The sequence below is a fragment of the Actinomadura barringtoniae genome, assembly GCF_017573505.1.
GTDB lineage: Bacteria > Actinomycetota > Actinomycetes > Streptosporangiales > Streptosporangiaceae > Spirillospora > Spirillospora barringtoniae.
Genome location: NZ_JAGEOJ010000006.1, coordinates 22,166 through 39,655 on the forward strand (window position 1 = coordinate 22,166; position 17,490 = coordinate 39,655).

Annotated in this window: 18 protein-coding genes; 8 read left to right on the plus strand and 10 right to left on the minus strand. The window is 70.0% G+C overall.

Annotated elements, in window-relative coordinates; genetic code table 11:
- Nucleotides 1–25: 25 nt before the first annotated feature.
- The gene (locus tag J4573_RS15450) at nucleotides 26–784 is read left to right on the plus strand and encodes an SDR family oxidoreductase (protein ID WP_208256177.1); all 759 of its coding nucleotides are present in this window, start codon (nucleotides 26–28) and stop codon (nucleotides 782–784) included.
- A 514-nt stretch (nucleotides 785–1,298) separates the two neighbouring features.
- Here J4573_RS15450 and J4573_RS15455 read toward each other — a convergent pair.
- Nucleotides 1,299–2,492, minus strand: coding sequence for a helix-turn-helix domain-containing protein (locus tag J4573_RS15455; protein ID WP_208256178.1), 1,194 nt, complete (start codon nucleotides 2,490–2,492; stop codon nucleotides 1,299–1,301).
- 19 nt (nucleotides 2,493–2,511) lie between these two features.
- Nucleotides 2,512–3,753: a helix-turn-helix domain-containing protein gene (locus J4573_RS15460; protein ID WP_208256179.1), complete on the minus strand. Its 1,242-nt coding sequence runs from the start codon at nucleotides 3,751–3,753 to the stop codon at nucleotides 2,512–2,514.
- A gap of 78 nt (nucleotides 3,754–3,831) precedes the next feature.
- On the opposite strand from J4573_RS15460, the gene J4573_RS15465 reads away from it, so the two are divergent.
- The 3 genes from J4573_RS15465 (at nucleotide 3,832) to J4573_RS15475 (ending at nucleotide 6,962) form a co-directional block, all read left to right on the plus strand.
- A complete protein-coding gene (locus tag J4573_RS15465; protein ID WP_307796649.1) occupies nucleotides 3,832–4,341 on the plus strand; it encodes a DinB family protein in 510 nt (169 codons plus the stop codon).
- A gap of 238 nt (nucleotides 4,342–4,579) precedes the next feature.
- Nucleotides 4,580–5,536, plus strand: a complete 957-nt coding sequence (locus J4573_RS15470; RefSeq protein ID WP_208256180.1) for a hypothetical protein — start codon at nucleotides 4,580–4,582, stop codon at nucleotides 5,534–5,536.
- Nucleotides 5,537–5,720: 184 nt separating this feature from the next.
- Nucleotides 5,721–6,962: a serine hydrolase domain-containing protein gene (locus J4573_RS15475; RefSeq protein ID WP_208256181.1), complete on the plus strand. Its 1,242-nt coding sequence runs from the start codon at nucleotides 5,721–5,723 to the stop codon at nucleotides 6,960–6,962.
- A gap of 172 nt (nucleotides 6,963–7,134) precedes the next feature.
- Here J4573_RS15475 and J4573_RS15480 read toward each other — a convergent pair whose 3' ends face one another.
- Nucleotides 7,135–8,337, minus strand: coding sequence for a lipase family protein (locus tag J4573_RS15480; protein WP_208256182.1), 1,203 nt, complete (start codon nucleotides 8,335–8,337; stop codon nucleotides 7,135–7,137).
- Between the two features lie 86 nt (nucleotides 8,338–8,423).
- On the opposite strand from J4573_RS15480, the gene J4573_RS15485 reads away from it, so the two are divergent.
- Nucleotides 8,424–9,152 (plus strand): class I SAM-dependent methyltransferase, encoded by a 729-nt coding sequence (locus J4573_RS15485; RefSeq protein WP_208256183.1) that lies wholly within the window; start codon nucleotides 8,424–8,426, stop codon nucleotides 9,150–9,152.
- Here J4573_RS15485 and J4573_RS15490 read toward each other — a convergent pair whose 3' ends face one another.
- Complete coding sequence (locus tag J4573_RS15490) at nucleotides 9,153–9,410, minus strand: EF-hand domain-containing protein (protein ID WP_279575486.1); 258 nt, start codon at nucleotides 9,408–9,410, stop codon at nucleotides 9,153–9,155.
- 23 nt (nucleotides 9,411–9,433) lie between these two features.
- Here J4573_RS15490 and J4573_RS15495 point away from each other — a divergent pair, with 23 nt between their 5' ends.
- Complete coding sequence (locus J4573_RS15495) at nucleotides 9,434–9,772, plus strand: hypothetical protein (protein WP_208256185.1); 339 nt, start codon at nucleotides 9,434–9,436, stop codon at nucleotides 9,770–9,772.
- 3 nt (nucleotides 9,773–9,775) lie between these two features.
- Here J4573_RS15495 and J4573_RS15500 read toward each other — a convergent pair whose 3' ends face one another.
- Both J4573_RS15500 and J4573_RS15505 read right to left on the minus strand, forming a co-directional pair.
- On the minus strand, nucleotides 9,776–10,249 hold the full coding sequence (locus tag J4573_RS15500; protein ID WP_208256186.1) for an RICIN domain-containing protein: 474 nt from the start codon (nucleotides 10,247–10,249) through the stop codon (nucleotides 9,776–9,778).
- 92 nt (nucleotides 10,250–10,341) lie between these two features.
- Complete coding sequence (locus J4573_RS15505; RefSeq protein WP_208256187.1) at nucleotides 10,342–10,914, minus strand: TetR/AcrR family transcriptional regulator; 573 nt, start codon at nucleotides 10,912–10,914, stop codon at nucleotides 10,342–10,344.
- Between the two features lie 94 nt (nucleotides 10,915–11,008).
- Between J4573_RS15505 and J4573_RS15510 the strand changes: the two genes are divergently transcribed.
- Nucleotides 11,009–12,427: an MFS transporter gene (locus J4573_RS15510; RefSeq protein WP_208256188.1), complete on the plus strand. Its 1,419-nt coding sequence runs from the start codon at nucleotides 11,009–11,011 to the stop codon at nucleotides 12,425–12,427.
- A 144-nt stretch (nucleotides 12,428–12,571) separates the two neighbouring features.
- Here the strand turns inward: J4573_RS15510 and J4573_RS15515 are convergent, their stop codons facing one another.
- Nucleotides 12,572–13,165, minus strand: coding sequence for a TetR/AcrR family transcriptional regulator (locus J4573_RS15515; protein WP_208256189.1), 594 nt, complete (start codon nucleotides 13,163–13,165; stop codon nucleotides 12,572–12,574).
- Between the two features lie 98 nt (nucleotides 13,166–13,263).
- Between J4573_RS15515 and J4573_RS15520 the strand changes: the two genes are divergently transcribed.
- The gene (locus J4573_RS15520) at nucleotides 13,264–14,151 is read left to right on the plus strand and encodes a diiron oxygenase (RefSeq protein ID WP_208256190.1); all 888 of its coding nucleotides are present in this window, start codon (nucleotides 13,264–13,266) and stop codon (nucleotides 14,149–14,151) included.
- Here J4573_RS15520 and J4573_RS15525 read toward each other — a convergent pair.
- The 3 genes from J4573_RS15525 to J4573_RS15535 all read right to left on the minus strand — a co-directional run bounded on the left by J4573_RS15525 (nucleotide 14,141) and on the right by J4573_RS15535 (nucleotide 17,416).
- Nucleotides 14,141–15,217, minus strand: a complete 1,077-nt coding sequence (locus tag J4573_RS15525; RefSeq protein WP_208256191.1) for a serine hydrolase domain-containing protein — start codon at nucleotides 15,215–15,217, stop codon at nucleotides 14,141–14,143. The genes J4573_RS15520 and J4573_RS15525 overlap by 11 nt on opposite strands.
- 69 nt (nucleotides 15,218–15,286) lie before the next feature.
- On the minus strand, nucleotides 15,287–15,778 hold the full coding sequence (locus J4573_RS15530; RefSeq protein WP_307796650.1) for a GNAT family N-acetyltransferase: 492 nt from the start codon (nucleotides 15,776–15,778) through the stop codon (nucleotides 15,287–15,289).
- Between the two features lie 93 nt (nucleotides 15,779–15,871).
- A complete protein-coding gene (locus J4573_RS15535) occupies nucleotides 15,872–17,416 on the minus strand; it encodes an MFS transporter (protein WP_208256192.1) in 1,545 nt (514 codons plus the stop codon).
- Nucleotides 17,417–17,490: the final 74 nt, after the last annotated feature.

The window sequence follows — 17,490 nt, forward strand, 5'->3', positions numbered from 1 at the left end:
ATCTTTGCTTCCCCGGGAGGACGGCATGGAGAAGACAGCCCTGGTCACCGGCGGTTCACGCGGCATAGGCCGAGCAATAGCCCGGAAACTCGCAGCCGACGGCGCCCTGGTCGCCGTGCACTACGGCAGCAACAAGTCCGCCGCAGACGCGACCGTCGCCGACATCCAGCAAGCCGGTGGCCAGGCCTTCGCCCTACAAGCCCAGTTCGGCACTGACAACGCCATCGAGACCCTGTTCTCCACCTTGGAAGCAGGCCTCCGCGACCGAACGGCCAAAACCCACCTGGACATCCTGGTCAACAACGCCTCGATCATCGGCCCAGGCCCAATAGAAGAAGTAACCCCCGAAGCCTTCGACCACGTCTTCGCCATCAACGCCCGGACGCCGTTCTTCATCATCCAGCGCGCCCTCCCCCTCATGGGCGAAGGAGGCCGCATCATCAACATCTCCTCGCCCGTCACCCGTACCGCCCCACCCGAGGTCACCTACGCCATGAGCAAGGCAGCCCTGGACACCATGAGCCGCACCCTCGCCCAAGCCCTGGGCCCGCGAGGCATCACCGTGAACACGGTCCTGCCGGGCCTCACCGAGACCGACATGATGTCCCACCTCCGCGACGACCCCGAGGCCCGCGCCCGCGCCGCCGCAGCCTCCGCCCTCGGCCGAGTGGGCCAACCCGCCGACGTAGCCGACGCCGTGGCCCTCCTGGTCTCCACCGACGCCCGCTGGATCACCGGCCACGCCCTGGACGCCACCGGCGGCCTCCACCTCCGCCCCAGTTGACCCCACCACCCTCGCAAGCCCACCGGGACTGAGCCGTTCACAGATCTCCCCCACCGCACCCCGCACATCCCCGCAAGGCGCGACCAAGCCCCCTGACGAACAGCGAAACCACAGCCCGTCCTGGCCCTCCGCCACGCTTACGCTCTCCCCCACCCCGGGCAACGCCGGATTGACCACCCGCAACAAAGCGGGCGTCTCCCCATACCGAGCCGTCACCACCAGCCCCGCCGCCGCAAGCCCCTCCCCCAGCGCATCCAGGTGAACGCTCACCGCCCCACCCGCCCCAAACGCGACCGGAGCTCCTCAGCGCTGTTCGCATCCACGGCGTCCACCTCGTGAATGCGGTCCATCGGCAGCGGCCCCCGCAGCGCCCACCACCGCCGCCGATCGCTCACAATGATCCGCCACCCGGGAAACTCCGCCCCCAGCTCCGCCTTGACCTGCTCAGGTTCCTCAGTCACGCACCGAGAGTGCACGTGCGGCGACCAGGTGAAGTTTCACGACCGCGTGAAACTCACGGCATGCCGACCCATGAGGCGAACCCGCTCAGCGCCTTGGGTCGGCGCCGCTCCAGGTCCACGAGCATCCGAACGGTCTCGCGCACCATGGGATGGTTGCGCGTCTGCTGAGGGGCGGCCCGCCGCGCGGTCTGCAGCGCCTCCAGGGACTTGGTCCGGTTCCCGTTGTAGAGAAAGCCCCGGGCGAGGTCGATGTAGTAGTGGCCGAGCCGTACCGGCGCGACCGTGTCGGGCAGCCGGATCAGCCCGGCCCGCCGTACGGCCTCGGCACCGTCGTAAAGCTCGACCGCGACCGCCACCTCGTGGATCGCGACGTTGGACGGCCCGAACTCCAACCCGTAGTGGTTGGCGTCCTCTCCAAGGAGGCGAGCGCACTCCCACGCCTCGCCGATGTGCGCCCACGCCCCGGCGGCGTTGGGCGTACGCGCGGCAAAGATGGCCGAACGCAGGTGGGCCGCACCGTAGACGCTCACCGTGGGCGCGTCCATCCGCGCCACGTCCTCACCAAGCTCATGCCTGATGCGCGCGAGCAACCTGCCGCCCTTGTCGTACGACGCGTTGGCGAGGAACAGCGTCGAGCGCTGCCACTGCGTCCGCGCGATGCGCAACGGGTCGTCCGAGGCCCGCGCGGCCCAGTCCACGCGTTCCATCGCCAAGCTGCGCAGATCAAAATAGCCCAGCGTGTAGGCGATGGCCGTGGCCCCGGTGTACGCCTCCGCCAGCAAGGCATAGAGCCGTTCCGGATGATCGGCGCCATGCACCGCAGCGGTGAGCTCCTCCAGCAGCCCCGGCAGCATCTCCCCCAGGCGCCCGTACCGCGCCTGCCGCCCCAGCGCCGACGCCCGCTCCACGTCAGCCGCCAGCGCATCGAACGCCCTCGGCCGGATCTCCTCATCCGGCAGATCCCAGCCGAGCAGCGCCCGCCGGATGTCAGGCACCGCCGCGTGCACGCGATCCGCCCGCCGGCTCTCATCCCCGTACGGCTGCCCGGTCAGCTCCCCCACGCCCACCCGCAGCGCCCGCGCGACGCCCGCCACCAATGCCTGCGTCGCGGGCTTGTGCCCCCGCTCCACCTGAGCGATCAGGCTCTTGGAGCACGGCACTCGTTCTGCGAGCTGCCCCTGCGTGAGCCCGCGCAACTTCCGTGCGCTGGCGATCCGTCCTCCGATCGAGCCTCGTTGATCAGACACAACACCACCTCCAGTGCGCCTAGGCGGGGAGGCCGAGTAGGTGGGCGAACGTGCGGGCTCGGCGGTCGATCATCGGCCCGCCGTGGTCGACGGCGTCGGAGGCGATCTGACGCGCCTCGGGCGAGTAGTGCACCGAGTCGTTGCAGACCGGATAGGCGTGTTCGAGCCAGTCGAGGGCCGCCCCGTAGTCGCGCTGCTGGTGGTACGAGCGGGCGGTCTCCACCATGAGGCGCGCTCGGCGCTCGCGACTCGGGATCGTGTCCGGGTCGATCTGCCGCGCCCTGTCACGTGCCGCCGACGATCGGGAGAGATCGGCGTTCACCGAGACCGCGTGCAGTTCGACGTTGGACCTGCCGAACTGCGTCCAGAGGTGGTGGTATCCGGCCGGAAGGCGCTCGGCCGTGGCCCTGCCCTGGTCGAGATGGCGGAGAGCGTCGCCCTCACGTCCGGCGCGGGCGTGCGTGGTGGCCGCGTGCAGGTGAAGCGCGCCGTACATCGCGCGCAACTCCGCCGGCCCGTCCTCCAGCCCCGGCCGCAGGAGGGTGGCGGCCTCGTCCACCAGAGCGGCCGCTCCCTGATGGTCACCCGTCGTGCGCTGCACGATGGCGAGCGTCCACGCCGCCCCGGCCAGCGCCACCGGCCGGTCGGCCTCCTGCGCGGCGGTCACGCTCCGGTCGGCCACGACCCAAGTCAGCTCGGGCTCGCTCGCCCACACGAGTTCGTGCTGAACGAGCGCGTACAGGTCGGACATCACCGCATGCGCGGTGCGGCGTTCGGCACCATGCGTGAGCCGCACGGCGATGCGGGAGTCGGTCACCAGCGCGGGCAGGACGCGCCCCACATCGGTCCGGTGCGTCGCCGACCCGTGCCACAGCCGCCAAGCCTGCTCCACCCGTCCGGCCAGCGACCTCAGGTCGATCGGGCGCGGTGCGACGCTCAGCAACGGCGCCCGCACCGCGTCGCGGATGGCGGGCACCGCCTCGTGCGGGATGCGCGCGAACGACGCGATGGGGATGGACGCCCCGTCCGCCAGGTTGAGGTCCGTTCCCGCGAGCAGCGCCACGTCGTCCACGCCGAGCGCCTCCGCCAGCCGCACCAGCGCAGGCAGCCGAGGCGGCAGCCGCCGTCCGCTCTCGATCCCCTTCAGCCACTCGGCCGACTTGCCCGCCAGTCCGGCGAGCGTCGGCCGTGACAGCCCCTTGCGCTCACGCAGGATCTTGATGCGCTCGCCAGTCCGCCTGCCCGCCAGGTCATCGCGCATGACGCCACCTCCGCCACGAGCTGTAACTCCAGGTTAGTGGGCGGGGGTGACATTCGGCGCCGGACTAGGGTGACGGCGGTGACCACTCAACGTCCCGATGTGCCGCTGATCGCCGACGAGCGTGCGATGCTCCGGGCGCACCTTGACTACCACCGCGCCACGCTCGCCTGGAAGTGCGACGGCCTCGACGACGACGCCCTGCGTGCGCAGGCTTCGAAGCCTTCGGGGCTCTCCCTGCTCGGGCTGGTCCGCCACATGGCCGAGGTCGAGCGCACCTGGTTCCGCAAGACGGTGAACGGCGAACGCGACCTGCCCAACGTCTGGTCGCACGCCGACGACTACCAGACCGCCTACGACCCTGCGGGCTGCTCCCGCGAGGAGGCCTTCACCGCCTGGCAGGCCGAGGTCGAGCACGCACGCCGTATCGAGCTGGCGGCGCCGTCCCTGGATCTGGTCGCCCACCAGCCGCGTTCGAACCAGGACGTCTCGCTCCGCTTCATCATGCTGCACATGATCCACGAGTACGCGCGGCACAACGGCCACGCCGACCTCATCCGCGAAGCCGTCGACGGCACCGTGGGAGCCTGAGCCCGCGCGTTCACCTTGTGTTAGCCTCCCTCGCTCTCTGTGTCCTCATCTGGCCACGGGGGACCCGCCGTAGGCCTGGACCTGCGGGTTCTGGTGAACGCGACCGCCAGGACGCTTGTGGATCGAGAACCGGGCCGGGGCGCCGTCCGTCAGAGCCGGTATTCGGGGCGGCCCGGCCCAAGTGCCCGGTCAGTTGATCGCCTGTGATGCCCCTCCCCGCCCGTGATGGAGGACCCTCGTGGCCATTCCGCAACAGCGTCCAGGCAGTCTCGGCCCGGTCGTACCGGCGATGCTCGGTGCGATCTGCGGTTCAGTCGTCGTCACGCTGATCACCACCTCGCTGCACCTGTCGCCCACCAGCCGGGTGATCGCCGCCGCGGCGGGTGCGGCCGTCGCACCGATGATCTCCACCGTTGGCCGACTGCACCGGCTCCGCATAGGCGCCGGCCTGCTGATCACGATCGTCGCGCTGGCCATCACCTACGGCGGGTTCACCATCGTCGACCGTGCCACCGGGCGCACCGACCCGCACCTTCCGCTGCCCTCGGTCGGCGGCATCGGCACTCTCGGCACACAGACCGGCAACGACACCCAGACCGGCCTGCACATCAAGACAGATCCCTCATCGCTGGAACTGGACTGCGACGACGCCGGGAAGACATGTGAAGACACGGTGAGCGTGTCCAACAGCGGAACCCTGCCGCTGCGGATCGGCGCGATCGAACTCCTGGGCCCCGGCGCCGCTGCGTACAACCACACCGGCTGCGAACACCAGACCCTTCCCGCCCACAGTGATCCCTGCAAGATCACCGTCACTCGGCAGACGGCCAACGCCGGCACCGCCCGCCTGGTCATCCACCAGAACCTTCGCGGGGCTCCCACCGAGGTCGTCGTGCGCAGCAAGCAGACCGGCGGCGTGGAAGTCACCGGGCCGCCGGAGCTGGCCTCGTGCGGGACCGCGAGCGGTGGCGTGGCCTGCAAGATCACGGGCAGGGGCTTCAAGCCCGGTGAGATCGTCGAGCTGACCTACTCCTGGCCGCAGGGCACGAGCAGCCAGTACCGGCCCACCGCCGCAAGCGACGGAAGCTTCGAGTATCAACTGCTGCGCGCCTCGGCGCCTGGAACGGTCACGGTCAGCGCCACCGGCCAGACATCGGGCCGCAGCGCCACGACGACCTACACCGTTCAGCCTTAGGTGGGACGGGCCGGAGGATCCCGAAGTCGGGCGTGCGCGAAGCCGGGCTCGACGCACTGCGGATCGCGGTGCTCACCCACGCGCGGTCACAGCCGGGTCACAGGCTCGCGCACCGTAGTGTGACCGCACCCTTTCTAGAAATGCCCTCGTGAGTTGTCCCCCACGAAGGCCTAGAAAGGTGATCATGGACTCGGATTCCGTACGTGGTGTCGACCGGCGCCGGCTGCTGGGGTGGGGCGGCGGGCTGGCGGCCACCGGCGTGCTGGCGGCGGGCGCGCCGCTCGTGGGCGCCCGGCCAGGCCAGGCCGACGAGGCCCCGACCGGCCAGATCCCGCCGGACACCCGGCCCGGCGGAGCCTACGACCGATACGTGGCGAAGCTGGCCACCCAGGACAAGTTCTCCGGTGTGGTGCTGTTGTCGCACAAGGGCCGGACGGTGCTGTCACGCAGCTACGGCATGGCCGACAAAGAGAAGGGCATCCGCAACCACGAGGGCGTCGCGGTCGACCTCTCCTCGGGGATCCAGCCGTTCCTCTCGGTGGCCATCCTGCAGTTGGCGCAGCAGGGCAAGGTGAAGCTACCGGACACGGTTGGCACCTACCTGACGGGCTTCGCCAAGGACATCGCCGAGCAGGTGAACGTCCACCATCTGCTCACTACCACCGGCGGGATGAACGCCCCGGAGCTGGACCTGCAACGCATCTTCAGCAGTAAGGAGGAAGTGCACGAGTTCAACCAGCAGTGGACCCGGCAGGCGACGCTGGTAGCGCCCCCGGGCTCAGGCAACCAGGCCCACACCAACGGCGCCGGCGCCGGCCTGTCCATCGCCGCACAGATCGTGGAGGCCGTGACCGGCACCACGTACTGGGACTACGTGCACGAGCACATCTTCAAACGCTGCGGTATGACCGGCACGGCGTTCTACACCAGACCGCAATGGCTCACCGACGAGCACATCGCACGCTCCTACATGCTGCAACCCGACGGCAGCCGGGTCGACGCCGTCCGCAACCTGGACAAGGGCAGCATGAAACAAGGCAAGAACCCGGGCCGACACTTCATCGGCTACGCCACCGACGACGGCTTCGCCACCGCACCGGACCTGGTCCGGTTCGCGCACGCACTGGCCGACGGCACGGTGCTGGACCCGCCCTACGCCGACCTGCTGATCGGAGCCAAGTTCCCCCGGGTGCCCGGCGACGGCTCCGCACCGGCCCACCCGTCGTTCACCGGCTACTCGGGACCGATCAAGATCGTCAGCGGCCAATGGCTGATCGGCCGCGGCGGCAGCACCGGCGGCAGCACCGCCAACTGGAACATCTACCCCGACACCGGCTGGGTCAGCGTCATCCTCAGCAACTACGACGAAATACCCATAGTGGAGATCGCCGAGCAGGAACTGAAAGCCATCACCGGACGATCCTGACAGGCGGCAACGAGCATGACCTTGTCGCCTTGGCGACAAGGTCATGCTGCCGGCGGAACACACCGCCGACGCCGCGAGGCCGGGGATGGGTGGTCCATCGAGCCCGCGAGCGCCTGCTCTCCGTCGCGGGCCGTGCCCCAGTGCCCGGCTTCCTCGGCCAACTGCTTCTTAGCTATCCGGCACGGCAGTCGGCGGGGCGTGGGAGGGGTTCACCGGCGAAGCGGCTGGCCAGCCAATCGACGAAGAGGGGGAAGCCGGTGATGCCGCCCACGCCGTGCTCCAGAGGTAGTTCCTGGAAGCGGGCGTTGGCGCCGCGGGCGCACCAGCGGTGGTAGAGGTCGACGGTTTCGGAGTACGGGATGACCTCGTCGTAGCGGGCGTGAGCCAGGAGGACGGGGGCCTTGGGGGCGATCGCGCCGGTGCGGTTCTGGGCTATCCGCTTCTGCCATTGCGGCAGCCTGAGGACGTCCTGGGTCAGGACAGTGGAACGGCGCAGCCATTGGGGGACGCCGATGATGCCCGCCTTGTAGATGCAGCTGTCGCGCATCTGGGCGGTGAGGTCGCGGCCCTTGGCGTTCAGGTAACTGTCCAGATGCAGGTCTGGGTAGGCGGCGTTCAGGCCGATGGCGGCATAGAGCTGGAGGAAACCCAGCGGGCCGTTGTCGAGGCTGTTGGCGGTGTGCATGAGGTCGGTGGTGCCGTCCCCGGCCGCGCCGCCGACCAGAGGGAGGTCGGGGGCGTAGGAGGGCTGGAGCTGGAGCGCCCACTCGGCGGCCGTTCCGCCCTCGGAGTAGCCGGTGATGGCGAGGGGGCCGTTCGTGGGGAGGCCGGCCTCGGGCAGGCGGCGGGCGGCGCGGACGGAGTCCAGGACGGCCGGCCCTAGCGCGTGGCCGACCACATAGGTGTGGTCGCCGGGCGTTCCTTGGCCTGGATAGTCGGTGACCGCGACCGCCCAGCCTCGGGCGAGTTCGAGAGCGAAGAAGCTGCCCTCGTAGTCCAGGCCGTAGTCCAGGAGGTGCGACGTGGCGCAGCGGTCGGCGATGCCCTGCGTGCCGACCGCGTGCCCGATGATCGGACGCTTGCCGGGGCCCTTCCAGGGGGCCGTCGGTACGAGGACCACGCCCGACACAGCCGTCGGCTTGCCGGTGGCCGTGGTCGATCGGTAGAGGATGCGCCAGGCGCGGGCGGGCAGCGCGACGCCGGGCAGTAGGTTCGCGGTCATCGGCTCAGCACGGATGACATCGCCGGGCCTACCGGCCGGAAGCGGATCGGGCGGCGTGTAGAAACCGGCGGTCGTCCGGGCTTCTGCGGGCTGGGCCGTCAGCGTTGCCGCGACCAGAGCCAGCGCGGCACACAGGGACAAGATCGGTCGCACGACATCTCCTCGCTGCGTCGTCGGCCGTTATAAAAACACGGACGGCTATATATGGGAAGAGCGGCCGCGTGGGAGATTCTGGTGGGGTGAGCGAGCCGATCTTCGATGCCGAGGGCATGTTCGACGACGACTACCTGTACTTCTTCGCCGATGCGCTGAAGGAACGCAGCGACGCCGAGACCGGGGTGGTCTGGGAGCTGCTGGGGCTGGAGCCCGGCCAGGACGTACTCGACCTGTGCTGCGGCCACGGGCGGATCGCCAACCGGCTGGCGGCGCGGGGATGCCGGGTCACCGGGCTGGACGCGACGCCGCTGTTCCTGGAGCGGGCGCGACGGGAGGCTGGCGCCGAGGTCGACTACGTCCTCGGCGACATGCGCGACCTGCCGTACGCCGAACGGTTCGACGCGGTCGTCTGCTGGTTCACCTCGTTCGGCTACTTCGACGACGACGGCAACCGGCGCGTCCTGGAGCAGGTGCACGGCGCGCTCCGGCCGGGCGGGCGGTTCGCGGTCGAGCTGATCAACTACACCGGGCTGCTCGCCAGGTACCAGAACTCGGTCGTGATCGAACGGGGCGAGGACATGGTCGTCGACCAGCACCGGATCGATCCGCTCACCGGGCGCAGCCTGGCGACGCGGACAGTGATCCGGGACGGGAGGATTCGCCGCGTCCCGTTCTTCACACGGCTGTTCACGTTCCCTGAACTGCGCGACTGGCTGATGGGCGCCGGGTTCCGGGACGTCGAGGGGTACGGCGATGGGGGCGGTCCGCTGGTGGCGGGGAGTCGCCGGATGGTCGTGACCGCCCGCCGCTAGCTACTTGTCCCAGGCGACGAGAAACTCGGCCAGGGAGATGCGGCCGTCGATGTCGCCGTCGCGCTGGTCGGCGTTCTTGAAGATGGAGTCCAGCTCGGCCGTGGTGACCTCCTCGCCCCGCGCGTTCAGGGCGGCGGCGAACTCCTCGCGCGTGATGTAGCCGTCGCCGTCGGCGTCGAACTCTTTGAACGTGGCGGTCGGGTCGAGATCGGCCATGGTGGAACGCCTCCGATGTGCGGTGTTTCGAGCACCTAGCATCGAAGCACGATCGAGTGTCCCGGATGGGCGGATTGTCTAAGATCCAGGTCATGGTGTCCGGGGTCACGCGTTCGCCGAGCAGGGACGTCGTGTCCTGGGTCATCGGCGGGCTGGGCGCGTGGTGGGTCGTGTCGCCGCTGTTGTTCTCGCTCGGTTTCGCGCTGGACGGCCGACATCCTGGCGACTGGCTGGTCGTGACGGTGTTCTGGGCGGCGCTGGGCGGTGCGGGGCTCGCACCGTTCGCCGGACTGGTGGTCGCGCTGGTAGCGCGCCGGAGGTGGCCGCTCGCCTACTTCGCCCTGATGTGCGCGGTGACTGTGAGCGGCGTTGCTTTTCTGCTCTACGCGCTCGCTCACGCGTGAGGCTTAGGAGTCCCAGATGAGGGTGCCGCCTGAGTCGGAGGCGTCCTTGGGCGGGCGGAGTTCCCAGAGCTCGTTGTCGTCGGAGCCCGAGTCCCACTGGACCAGGCCCGCACCGGCGTCGGTGGAGGCGCCGTAGACGGCCAGGACCTTGCGGGAGTGCATCGCCACGATCCGGTAGAAGCCGTCGCCGTTGTCCTTGATGTCGAACAGCTGGTTGTCGCCGCCGCCAGGAGACCACTGGAGGACACGAGCACCGTTGTCGGTGGAGGCGGCCTCCACGTCCAGGGACTTGCCCGAGTGCTTGGCGAGGATGTGGAAGTAGCCCTTGCCCGCGGGCTCCAGTGCGAACGTCTGGTTCGGGTCACCGCTGAGGTACCACTGAACGGCGGCCGCGCCGTCGTCGGTCGAGGCGCCTTCGATGTCGATGGCCATCCCGGACTTCTTGGAGATCAGGTGGGCGTGATCGGGGATGCTCACGGGTCCTGCCTTCCTGGCGGGAGGCTGCATCCTCACCCAACAGTGGGCCATTGCCCAGTGAAAGACCGGGAGTCAGGCCGGAAGCGGACCCCCTAGTCGTGCCAGCCGGATTCCAGGAGATCGAAGATCTCGTGCAGGGCGTGGAGGGGGTCGGGCTCCCGGCCGGCCAGATCGGGGACCTCAAGGACGTAGCGGACCAGGGCTCGTACAGCGGGCTCGGAAGGGTCGCGGCCGGACTCGGCCGCGATGGCCTCGGCCAGGACACCCTCTGCCGACTGCCACAGCTTGCGCTGGTAGTCGCCGAGGGCGGGAGTCCCCACGATCAGGTCGCGCAGGCGTTTCAGGTCGGGCGACATGTCGGGGTCGAACGGGCCGCGGCGCACGAAGAACGCGCGGAGGGCCCGGAGGGTCGAGGTGCCGGGGTCGCGATCGCGAACGGCCTTGACCAGGGCTTCGCGGCGTTCCACGCCGTCGTCGAAGATCAGCGCTTCCTTGCCGTCCGGAACGTGCTTGAACAGCGTGGCGATCGAGACGTCGGCCTCGTCGGCGATCTGGGCGACGGTGACGCCGTCGTAGCCGTGCTCCAGGAACAGCTCCCGGGCGGCGTCGGCCAGGGCCTGGCGGGTCTGGGCCTTCTTGCGTTCACGGCGTCCGGTCGGCGGCATGCCATCGATTCTAGCGGAGGGGTGGAATTATTCTGAAGTCAGAGTCATTATAATTTCATAGTGATTCTGACTTTGAGGTGAGGAGGTGGCCGCGATGACCGCCGTGGCAACCACAAGCGCGAGCCCGAAGGCCTCGACCAGGCTGATGTGGGTGATCCTGGGCCTGGTCCTGCTGGCCGACGCCCTGGACATGATCGACTCGACCGTCACCAACATCGCGGCGCCGACGATCGCCCGGGATCTCGGCGGCGGCGAGGGCCTGATCAAGTGGCTCGGAACGTCGTACATGCTGGCCATGGGCGTGCTGCTCGTGGTCGGCGGGCGGCTGGGCGACAAGTTCGGCCAGCGCAGGCTCTTCCTGATCGGCATGACCGGCTTCACGATCGCCTCGGCCGTGGCGGGACTCTCCCCCGACCCCGCGCTGCTGCTGGCGGCCCGGGTCGCGCAGGGCGCGTTCGGCGCGCTGCTGATCCCCCAGGGCATGGCGATCATGACCAAGACGTTCTCGCGCGACATGCTCTCCAAGGCGTTCGGGCTGTTCGGGCCGCTGCTCGGCGTCGCGACGGTGGGCGGGCCGGTGCTCGCCGGGTTCATCATCGACGCCGACCTGTTCGGGCTCGCCTGGCGGCCGATCTTCCTGGTCAACCTGGTGCTCGGCGCGATCGGTCTCGCGCTGGCCGTCAAGGTCCTGCCGCACGACGACGGCGACCGGAGCACGGTCGTGGACGGGCTCGGCTCCGGGCTGCTGGCCGGCGCGATGTTCGGGCTGCTGTACGGGCTGGTCGACGGGTCCGCCAACGGCTGGACCGCCGTTCCGATCGTCTCGATCGCCGCGGGCGTGGTCTTCCTCGGCCTGTTCGCACGCCGCCAGATGACCGCCGCCGACCCGCTGCTCAAGCCGTCGCTGCTCCGCAACAAGGGCTTCACCTCCGGGATGCTGGTCGGCCTCGCCGTCTTCGCGGTGACCACCGGCCTGGTGTACGTGCTGTCGCTGTTCATGCAGGAGGCCCTGCACGCGTCGCCGCGCGGAGCGGCGCTCGGACTGCTGCCGCTGACCCTCGGCATCATCGTCGCGGCGGGCGCGGCGATGGGCGGCCTGGTCGCCAAGCTCGGCCGTACGCTGATCTTCATCGGGCTGGCCGTCGTGCTGGCCGGCTGCGGCTGGGTGCTCGCGCTGGTGGCGTACGGCGACCCCGGCCTGTGGGCCCTCGCCCCGGCGATCTTCGTGATCGGGGTGGGCATGGGCGCCTGCTACTCCACGATCTTCGACGTGGCCCTCGGCGACATCAGCGGCGACGAGGCCGGCAGTGCGAGCGGCTCGCTCAGCTCGATCCAGCAGCTCGCCGCCGGGATCGGCTCGGCCGCCGTGACCTCGATCTTCTTCCAGACCGCGGGCTCGGGCCTGACGCACGCGATGGAGATCAGCCTCATCGTCGTGCTGGCCGTCACCGCGCTCAGCGTCCCGGTCGTCGCGCTGATGCCCAAGCACGCCCCCGAGGAGAGCCACCACTGACCGGACCCGCTCGCGCTCACGTCGAACCGACCGCCTCCCGGCGACGTGGTGAAAGCAGGGGGGTCCGCAACCCGTCGCACCTGACCCACCGAACGCCGTGGCGCAGACGTACCAGCGTCTGCGCCACGGGCATTTTCACGCGGGCTAGGGCTGGGGCGGTAGGACTGCGGCGTCGAAGATGGCGGCCACGTCGGGTCCGAGGAACTCGGCCGGTTCGGCGCCGGTCTGCAGGAGCGCCATCAGCAGGGACATCACGACCGGCACCATGCCCCGCGCGATCTGCTCGGGGTCGATGTCGGCGCGGATCTCGCCCGCCCGCTGAAGCTCGCGCAGGCGGCGGGCGTTCTCGGCGCGCAGCTTGTCGAGCGCGGGGATGCTGAGCAGCCGGACCGTGAACTCCGGCTCCAGGCCCGCGACGATGCGGCGGGCCAGCGGGTGCCGTTCGAGCCCTTCCAGCAGCCCGACGATCAGCGACCCGCGCCAGTGGTCGATGGAGACGTCGCCGGTCAGCGCGGCCAGGCCCTCCTCGATGACGGGGCCCGCGTCGGCGTCGGCGGCGGCGATGAAGAGCTCTTCCTTGTTGGCGAAGTAGGCGTAGGAGGCCGTGCCGCTGAGCCCCGCGTCCCGGGTGATGTCGGCGATCGACGTACGCCGGTACCCGTCTCTGCCGAAGCGGGCGATCGCGGCGTCCAGGAGCGCCTGCCTGGTCCGCTCGCCCTTGGTCGTCGCTGTGGTCATGCTCACAAGCCTAAGACAAATTGAGCGATTGAGTAAATCACTCAATTCCTCTACTTTGAGGAGCACGGCGGCGCACGACACCCGGGGAAGGACCCTCCATGACGACCAACTCGTTGCGCATCGAACGGCTCAACAAGGCCTCGACCCGCAAGTTCATCGAGCCGGACGCCGAGGTCACCGGCGCCTTCACCAAGGACCAGCTCGTTCCGGACGAGCTGCTGTCGGTGGCCGGCCTGGACCTGGACCTGTCCCCCGAGCAGCGCGCACGGCTAGCGCGGGAGGAGCTCGCCTCGATCTTCCATGCCGGGGTGATGTTCGAGCAGACGCTGATCGCCGGGTTCGCCTTCCAGATGGCGCTCGGCGCCGACATCACCGATCCGCGCTTCACCTACGCGCTGCACGAGATCGGCGAGGAGACCCGCCACTCCCGGCTGTTCATCCGCGTCTACCGGCAGCTGGAGCCCGAGCAGCGCAACCCGTTCATCGGCGGGCGGGTGCCGACCCTGCTCAGCAGGTGGGGCCTGCCTCTGCTCATGAAGCGGGCCGCGACGCTGGACGCGTTCGTGCTCGCGGGCGAGGAGATCCCCGACCTGCTGCAGAAGCTCCTCGCCGAGCATCCCGACACCGACCCCTACATCGGCGCGGTCAACCGCTATCACCGTGCCGAGGAGGCGCGGCACATCGCGTTCGCCCGCACGACGCTCGGCGAGCACTACGCCGCCGCGACCTGGAGCGATCGCCTGGCCGTGCGGTGGATCGTGCCGCTGGCGATCGTCGCGATGTTCGACCTGACGATGATCCAGCCGTACGTCTACGAGACCGTCGGCCTGCCGGTCTGGCGCACGTGGCGGCAGGTCCGCCGCCTGCCGCGCCGCGTCGAGCTGCGCCGCCAGTGCGCCCGTACGGTCCTGAAGGCGCTCACCGACGCGGGCGTCTTCCGCGCCGAGTCCACCCTCCCCTACCCCTGGCGCCGCATCACCCGGTAAGTGACTCGTAGGCGGCCATGACGATGCCGAGCCCGCGCGCGTAGCCGTCGTTCCACAGCACCTGGTTCATCACGTACGACACCGTCATCCGGTTGTCGACGTCGACCAGGACCACCGAGCCGCCCCAGCCGCCCCACGAGCACGTTCGGCCTTCGAGGCGGTAGCCCATGCCCCAGTGGATCGGCATGCCCAGAATGCGGTCCTCGCCCGCGTACTGCTCCTCGAAGACGCGCTCGCAGCCCGCCTCCGACAGCAGCCGTACGCCGCCGGCCGCGCCACGGCCCACTCCCCCGCTCGCCAGCATCGACTGAACGGCGGCGACGGAACGGGCGTTGCCGATCCCGCCGATGGCCGCGAGCCCGGCCCGCCGCCAAGCCTCGGTGTTGGCGTCGGACACCCCGACCTGGAAGCCGTCCGGGCGGTCACCCTCGGGCGCGGCGATCAGCGGGGCGACGCGGTGGTCGTGCTCGGCGGGCAGCCCGATGTGGAAGTCGGCGCCGAGCGGCCCGGCGACCTCCTCGGCGAAGAACGCGCCGAGGCTGCGGCCGGTCACGCGGCGGACGACCTCGCCGACCAGGAAGCCGAACGTGATCGAGTGGTAGCCGCCCACGGTGCCCGGTTCCCATTGGGGCGCCTGCGCGGCCAGCAGCGCGGTCATGGCCTGCGCGTCGAGGAGGTCGGTGGCCGTGACCGGCTTGTCCCAGTCCGGCAGGCCCGCGGTGTGCCCGAGCAGGTGCCGGACGAGTACCCCTTCCTTGCCCGCCGCCGCGAACTCGGGCCAGTAGCGCGCGACCGGCGCGTCCAGGTCGAGCTCGCCGCGATCGGCGAGGATCAGCGCGCACAGCGCGGTCATCGTCTTGGTCGTGGACCAGACGCCGGTGATGGTGTCGCGCTCCCATGGAACGCTGCGAGCCTGGTCGGCGTACCCGCCCCAGATGTCGACGACCGGCTCGCCGTCCACGACGACCGACGCCGACGCGCCCACGTCCTCGGTGTCCAGCGAGGCCGCCAGCGCCTCGGCCACCGGCTCGAAGCGGCCCTCGAACGTGCCCCGAATCTCAGCCACGGCCGCAAGGTAACCCGGCCCGAACCGGCCGAGCCACTCAATTTCCGGCAGGCGCGCCCGCCGACAAGATCAGTCGGCGCGGCGGCGTTCCAGGAAGGCCACGTCACGCCACTCGGACGTGCCATTGAAGTCGTGACGGCCCATCCGTTCGCGGACGCCGACCATGCGGAAGCCGAACGCCTCGTGGAGGCGGATGCTCGCGGCGTTCTCGGGGAAGATGCCCGCCTGCAGGGTCCAGACGTCGCCGCGGTCGGTGGAGTCGATCAAGGCGCCGAGCAGCGTGCGGCCGACGCCCCGGCCCTGGGCCTCGGGGTGGATGTAGATCGACACCTCGGCGACGCCGGAGAAGACGGCGCGGTCGGAGATCGGCGAGAGCGCGGCCCAGCCGAGCACGCGCTCGGCGTCGCGGGCAACGAAGCGGTGGCCGGGAAGCTTCCCAGCGTCGAACTTCTCCCAGGCCGGGGCGGCGGTCTCGAACGTCGCGTTCCCGCCGTCGATCCCGGCCTGGAAGATGGCGAGCACCTCGTCGGCGTGCTCGGGCAGCATCGGTGTGATCTCCACGCCCCTACTGTACGGATGGGACGTGTGGGCACAAAAAGGGCACTCCCCCTCGGCACCCTCTCGACTCTCCCTCGGCTTCCCCTCCGCCTCAGCTCAACGACGCCCAGGCGTCCTGATCAAGATCACGGACAGCGCCGCCCCGGTGAGAGCGACCCCGGCCGCCACGAAGAACAGCACGTTCAGCCCGTTCACCACGCCGTGCTCGGCGGCGGAGATCACAGGCCCGCGCAGTCCGGCGGGCAGGTGCGCGGCGACCGCCTTGATCTGCCCACCGGACGCGGCCCCGGCGAGGTCGTGCACCGGGAGGTGCCTGCCCGCCAGGTCCCGTCCCATCGTGTGCGTGACCCGGCGCCCGAGGATCGCGCCGTAGATCGCGATGCCCATCGCCATGGCCGTCTGGCTCACGGTGTTGTTGACGCCCGCCGCCATCCCCAGCCGCGGCCCGTCGGCCACCTCCATGGACAGCGATCCGATCGCCGGCAGGGCCATCCCCAGCCCGAACCCCGCGATGATCATGCCCGGCGCGAGGTGCGTCCAGGACGAGCCGACCGTCAGCCCGTGCATCACCACGAGGCCGGCACCGACCAGCGCCAGCCCGGCGGTCGGCAGCAGCCAGGTGGGCAGCCGGTCCATGAACGCGCCCGCAGCCGGGCCCGCCAGCAGGATCGGGATGTTGACCGCGAGAAAGCACAGGCCGGTCTTGAACGCCGAGTAGTCGAGCTGGTTCTGGAAGTAGAGCGACAGATAGACCAGCAGCGCGAAGAAGCTGCCGTGCGTGGCGACCGTGCTGAGCTGCGTTCCGCTGAACGAGCGGGAGCGGAACAGCGACAGGTCCAGCATCGGCTCCTTGTGCACCGCCTCGACCACGATGAACGCCGCCATGAAGACCACGGCGCCCGCGAACATCGCGATCACCCGCGCACTCGACCAACCGTAGTCCTCGCCCCTCAGCAGCCCGACCATCAGCAGGATCAAGGAAGCCGTCAAAGTGACGAGGCCGCCCACGTCCAGGCTCTTGCCCTGGCGGAGCTCCTCCTCGCGCGGCAGCTTGAGCCAGCCGATCAGCAGCGTGACGATCGCGAACGGGATGTTGACGTAGAAGACCCAGCGCCAGTCGATGCCCGCGACCAGCGCGCCGCCCAGCAGCGGGCCGAGCGCCACGGCGACCCCGGCGGCGGCGCCGCGGACCCCGAACGCCAGGCCCCGCATCCGGCCGTCGTAGACCTGCGCGACGAGGGCGAGCGTCGTCGCGAACATGATCGCGCCCGCGATCCCCTGCGCGGCCCGCGCCCAGATGAGCACCCCGGGACTCTGCGCCAGCCCGCACGCCAGCGACGCCAGCCCGAAGCCCGCGACGCCGATCAGGAACATCAGGCGGCGCCCGACCCGGTCCCCCAGCGACCCGGCGGTCAGCTGGAAGACCGCGGTGGCGAGGGTGAACGAGTTGACCACCCATTGCAGGTCGGTGAGGTCGGCGCCCAGGTCGCGCTGGATGTCCGGGAGCGCCACGGTGACGATCGTGGCGCTCATCATGAGCATCGACACGGCGGTGACGATCGCCACGAGCGGCCACCAGCCGGCCTGCTCACCACCGTTCTCCGCTCCCACCGCGTCCGCGACGGGCTTCTGCACAGTCATCGGTCTCGCCTGACCCTTCGAATCGGGGGCTTCCCTAGCAACGCTAGGCGCAGACTAGCAACGCTAGGGAGCCC

Excerpts from the sequence above, each read along its gene's own strand:
- J4573_RS15520 (WP_208256190.1), top strand. The coding sequence starts at position 13,264 with ATGACGACCAACTCGTTGCGCATCGAACGGCTCAACAAGGCCTCGACC.
- J4573_RS15535 (WP_208256192.1), bottom strand. The coding sequence starts at position 17,416 with ATGACTGTGCAGAAGCCCGTCGCGGACGCGGTGGGAGCGGAGAACGGT.
- J4573_RS15495 (WP_208256185.1), top strand. The coding sequence starts at position 9,434 with ATGGGCGGATTGTCTAAGATCCAGGTCATGGTGTCCGGGGTCACGCGT.
- J4573_RS15475 (WP_208256181.1), top strand. The coding sequence starts at position 5,721 with ATGGACTCGGATTCCGTACGTGGTGTCGACCGGCGCCGGCTGCTGGGG.
- J4573_RS15515 (WP_208256189.1), bottom strand. The coding sequence starts at position 13,165 with ATGACCACAGCGACGACCAAGGGCGAGCGGACCAGGCAGGCGCTCCTG.
- J4573_RS15505 (WP_208256187.1), bottom strand. The coding sequence starts at position 10,914 with ATGCCGCCGACCGGACGCCGTGAACGCAAGAAGGCCCAGACCCGCCAG.
- J4573_RS15490 (WP_279575486.1), bottom strand. The coding sequence starts at position 9,410 with ATGCTAGGTGCTCGAAACACCGCACATCGGAGGCGTTCCACCATGGCC.
- J4573_RS15450 (WP_208256177.1), top strand. The coding sequence starts at position 26 with ATGGAGAAGACAGCCCTGGTCACCGGCGGTTCACGCGGCATAGGCCGA.
- J4573_RS15460 (WP_208256179.1), bottom strand. The coding sequence starts at position 3,753 with ATGCGCGATGACCTGGCGGGCAGGCGGACTGGCGAGCGCATCAAGATC.
- J4573_RS15510 (WP_208256188.1), top strand. The coding sequence starts at position 11,009 with ATGACCGCCGTGGCAACCACAAGCGCGAGCCCGAAGGCCTCGACCAGG.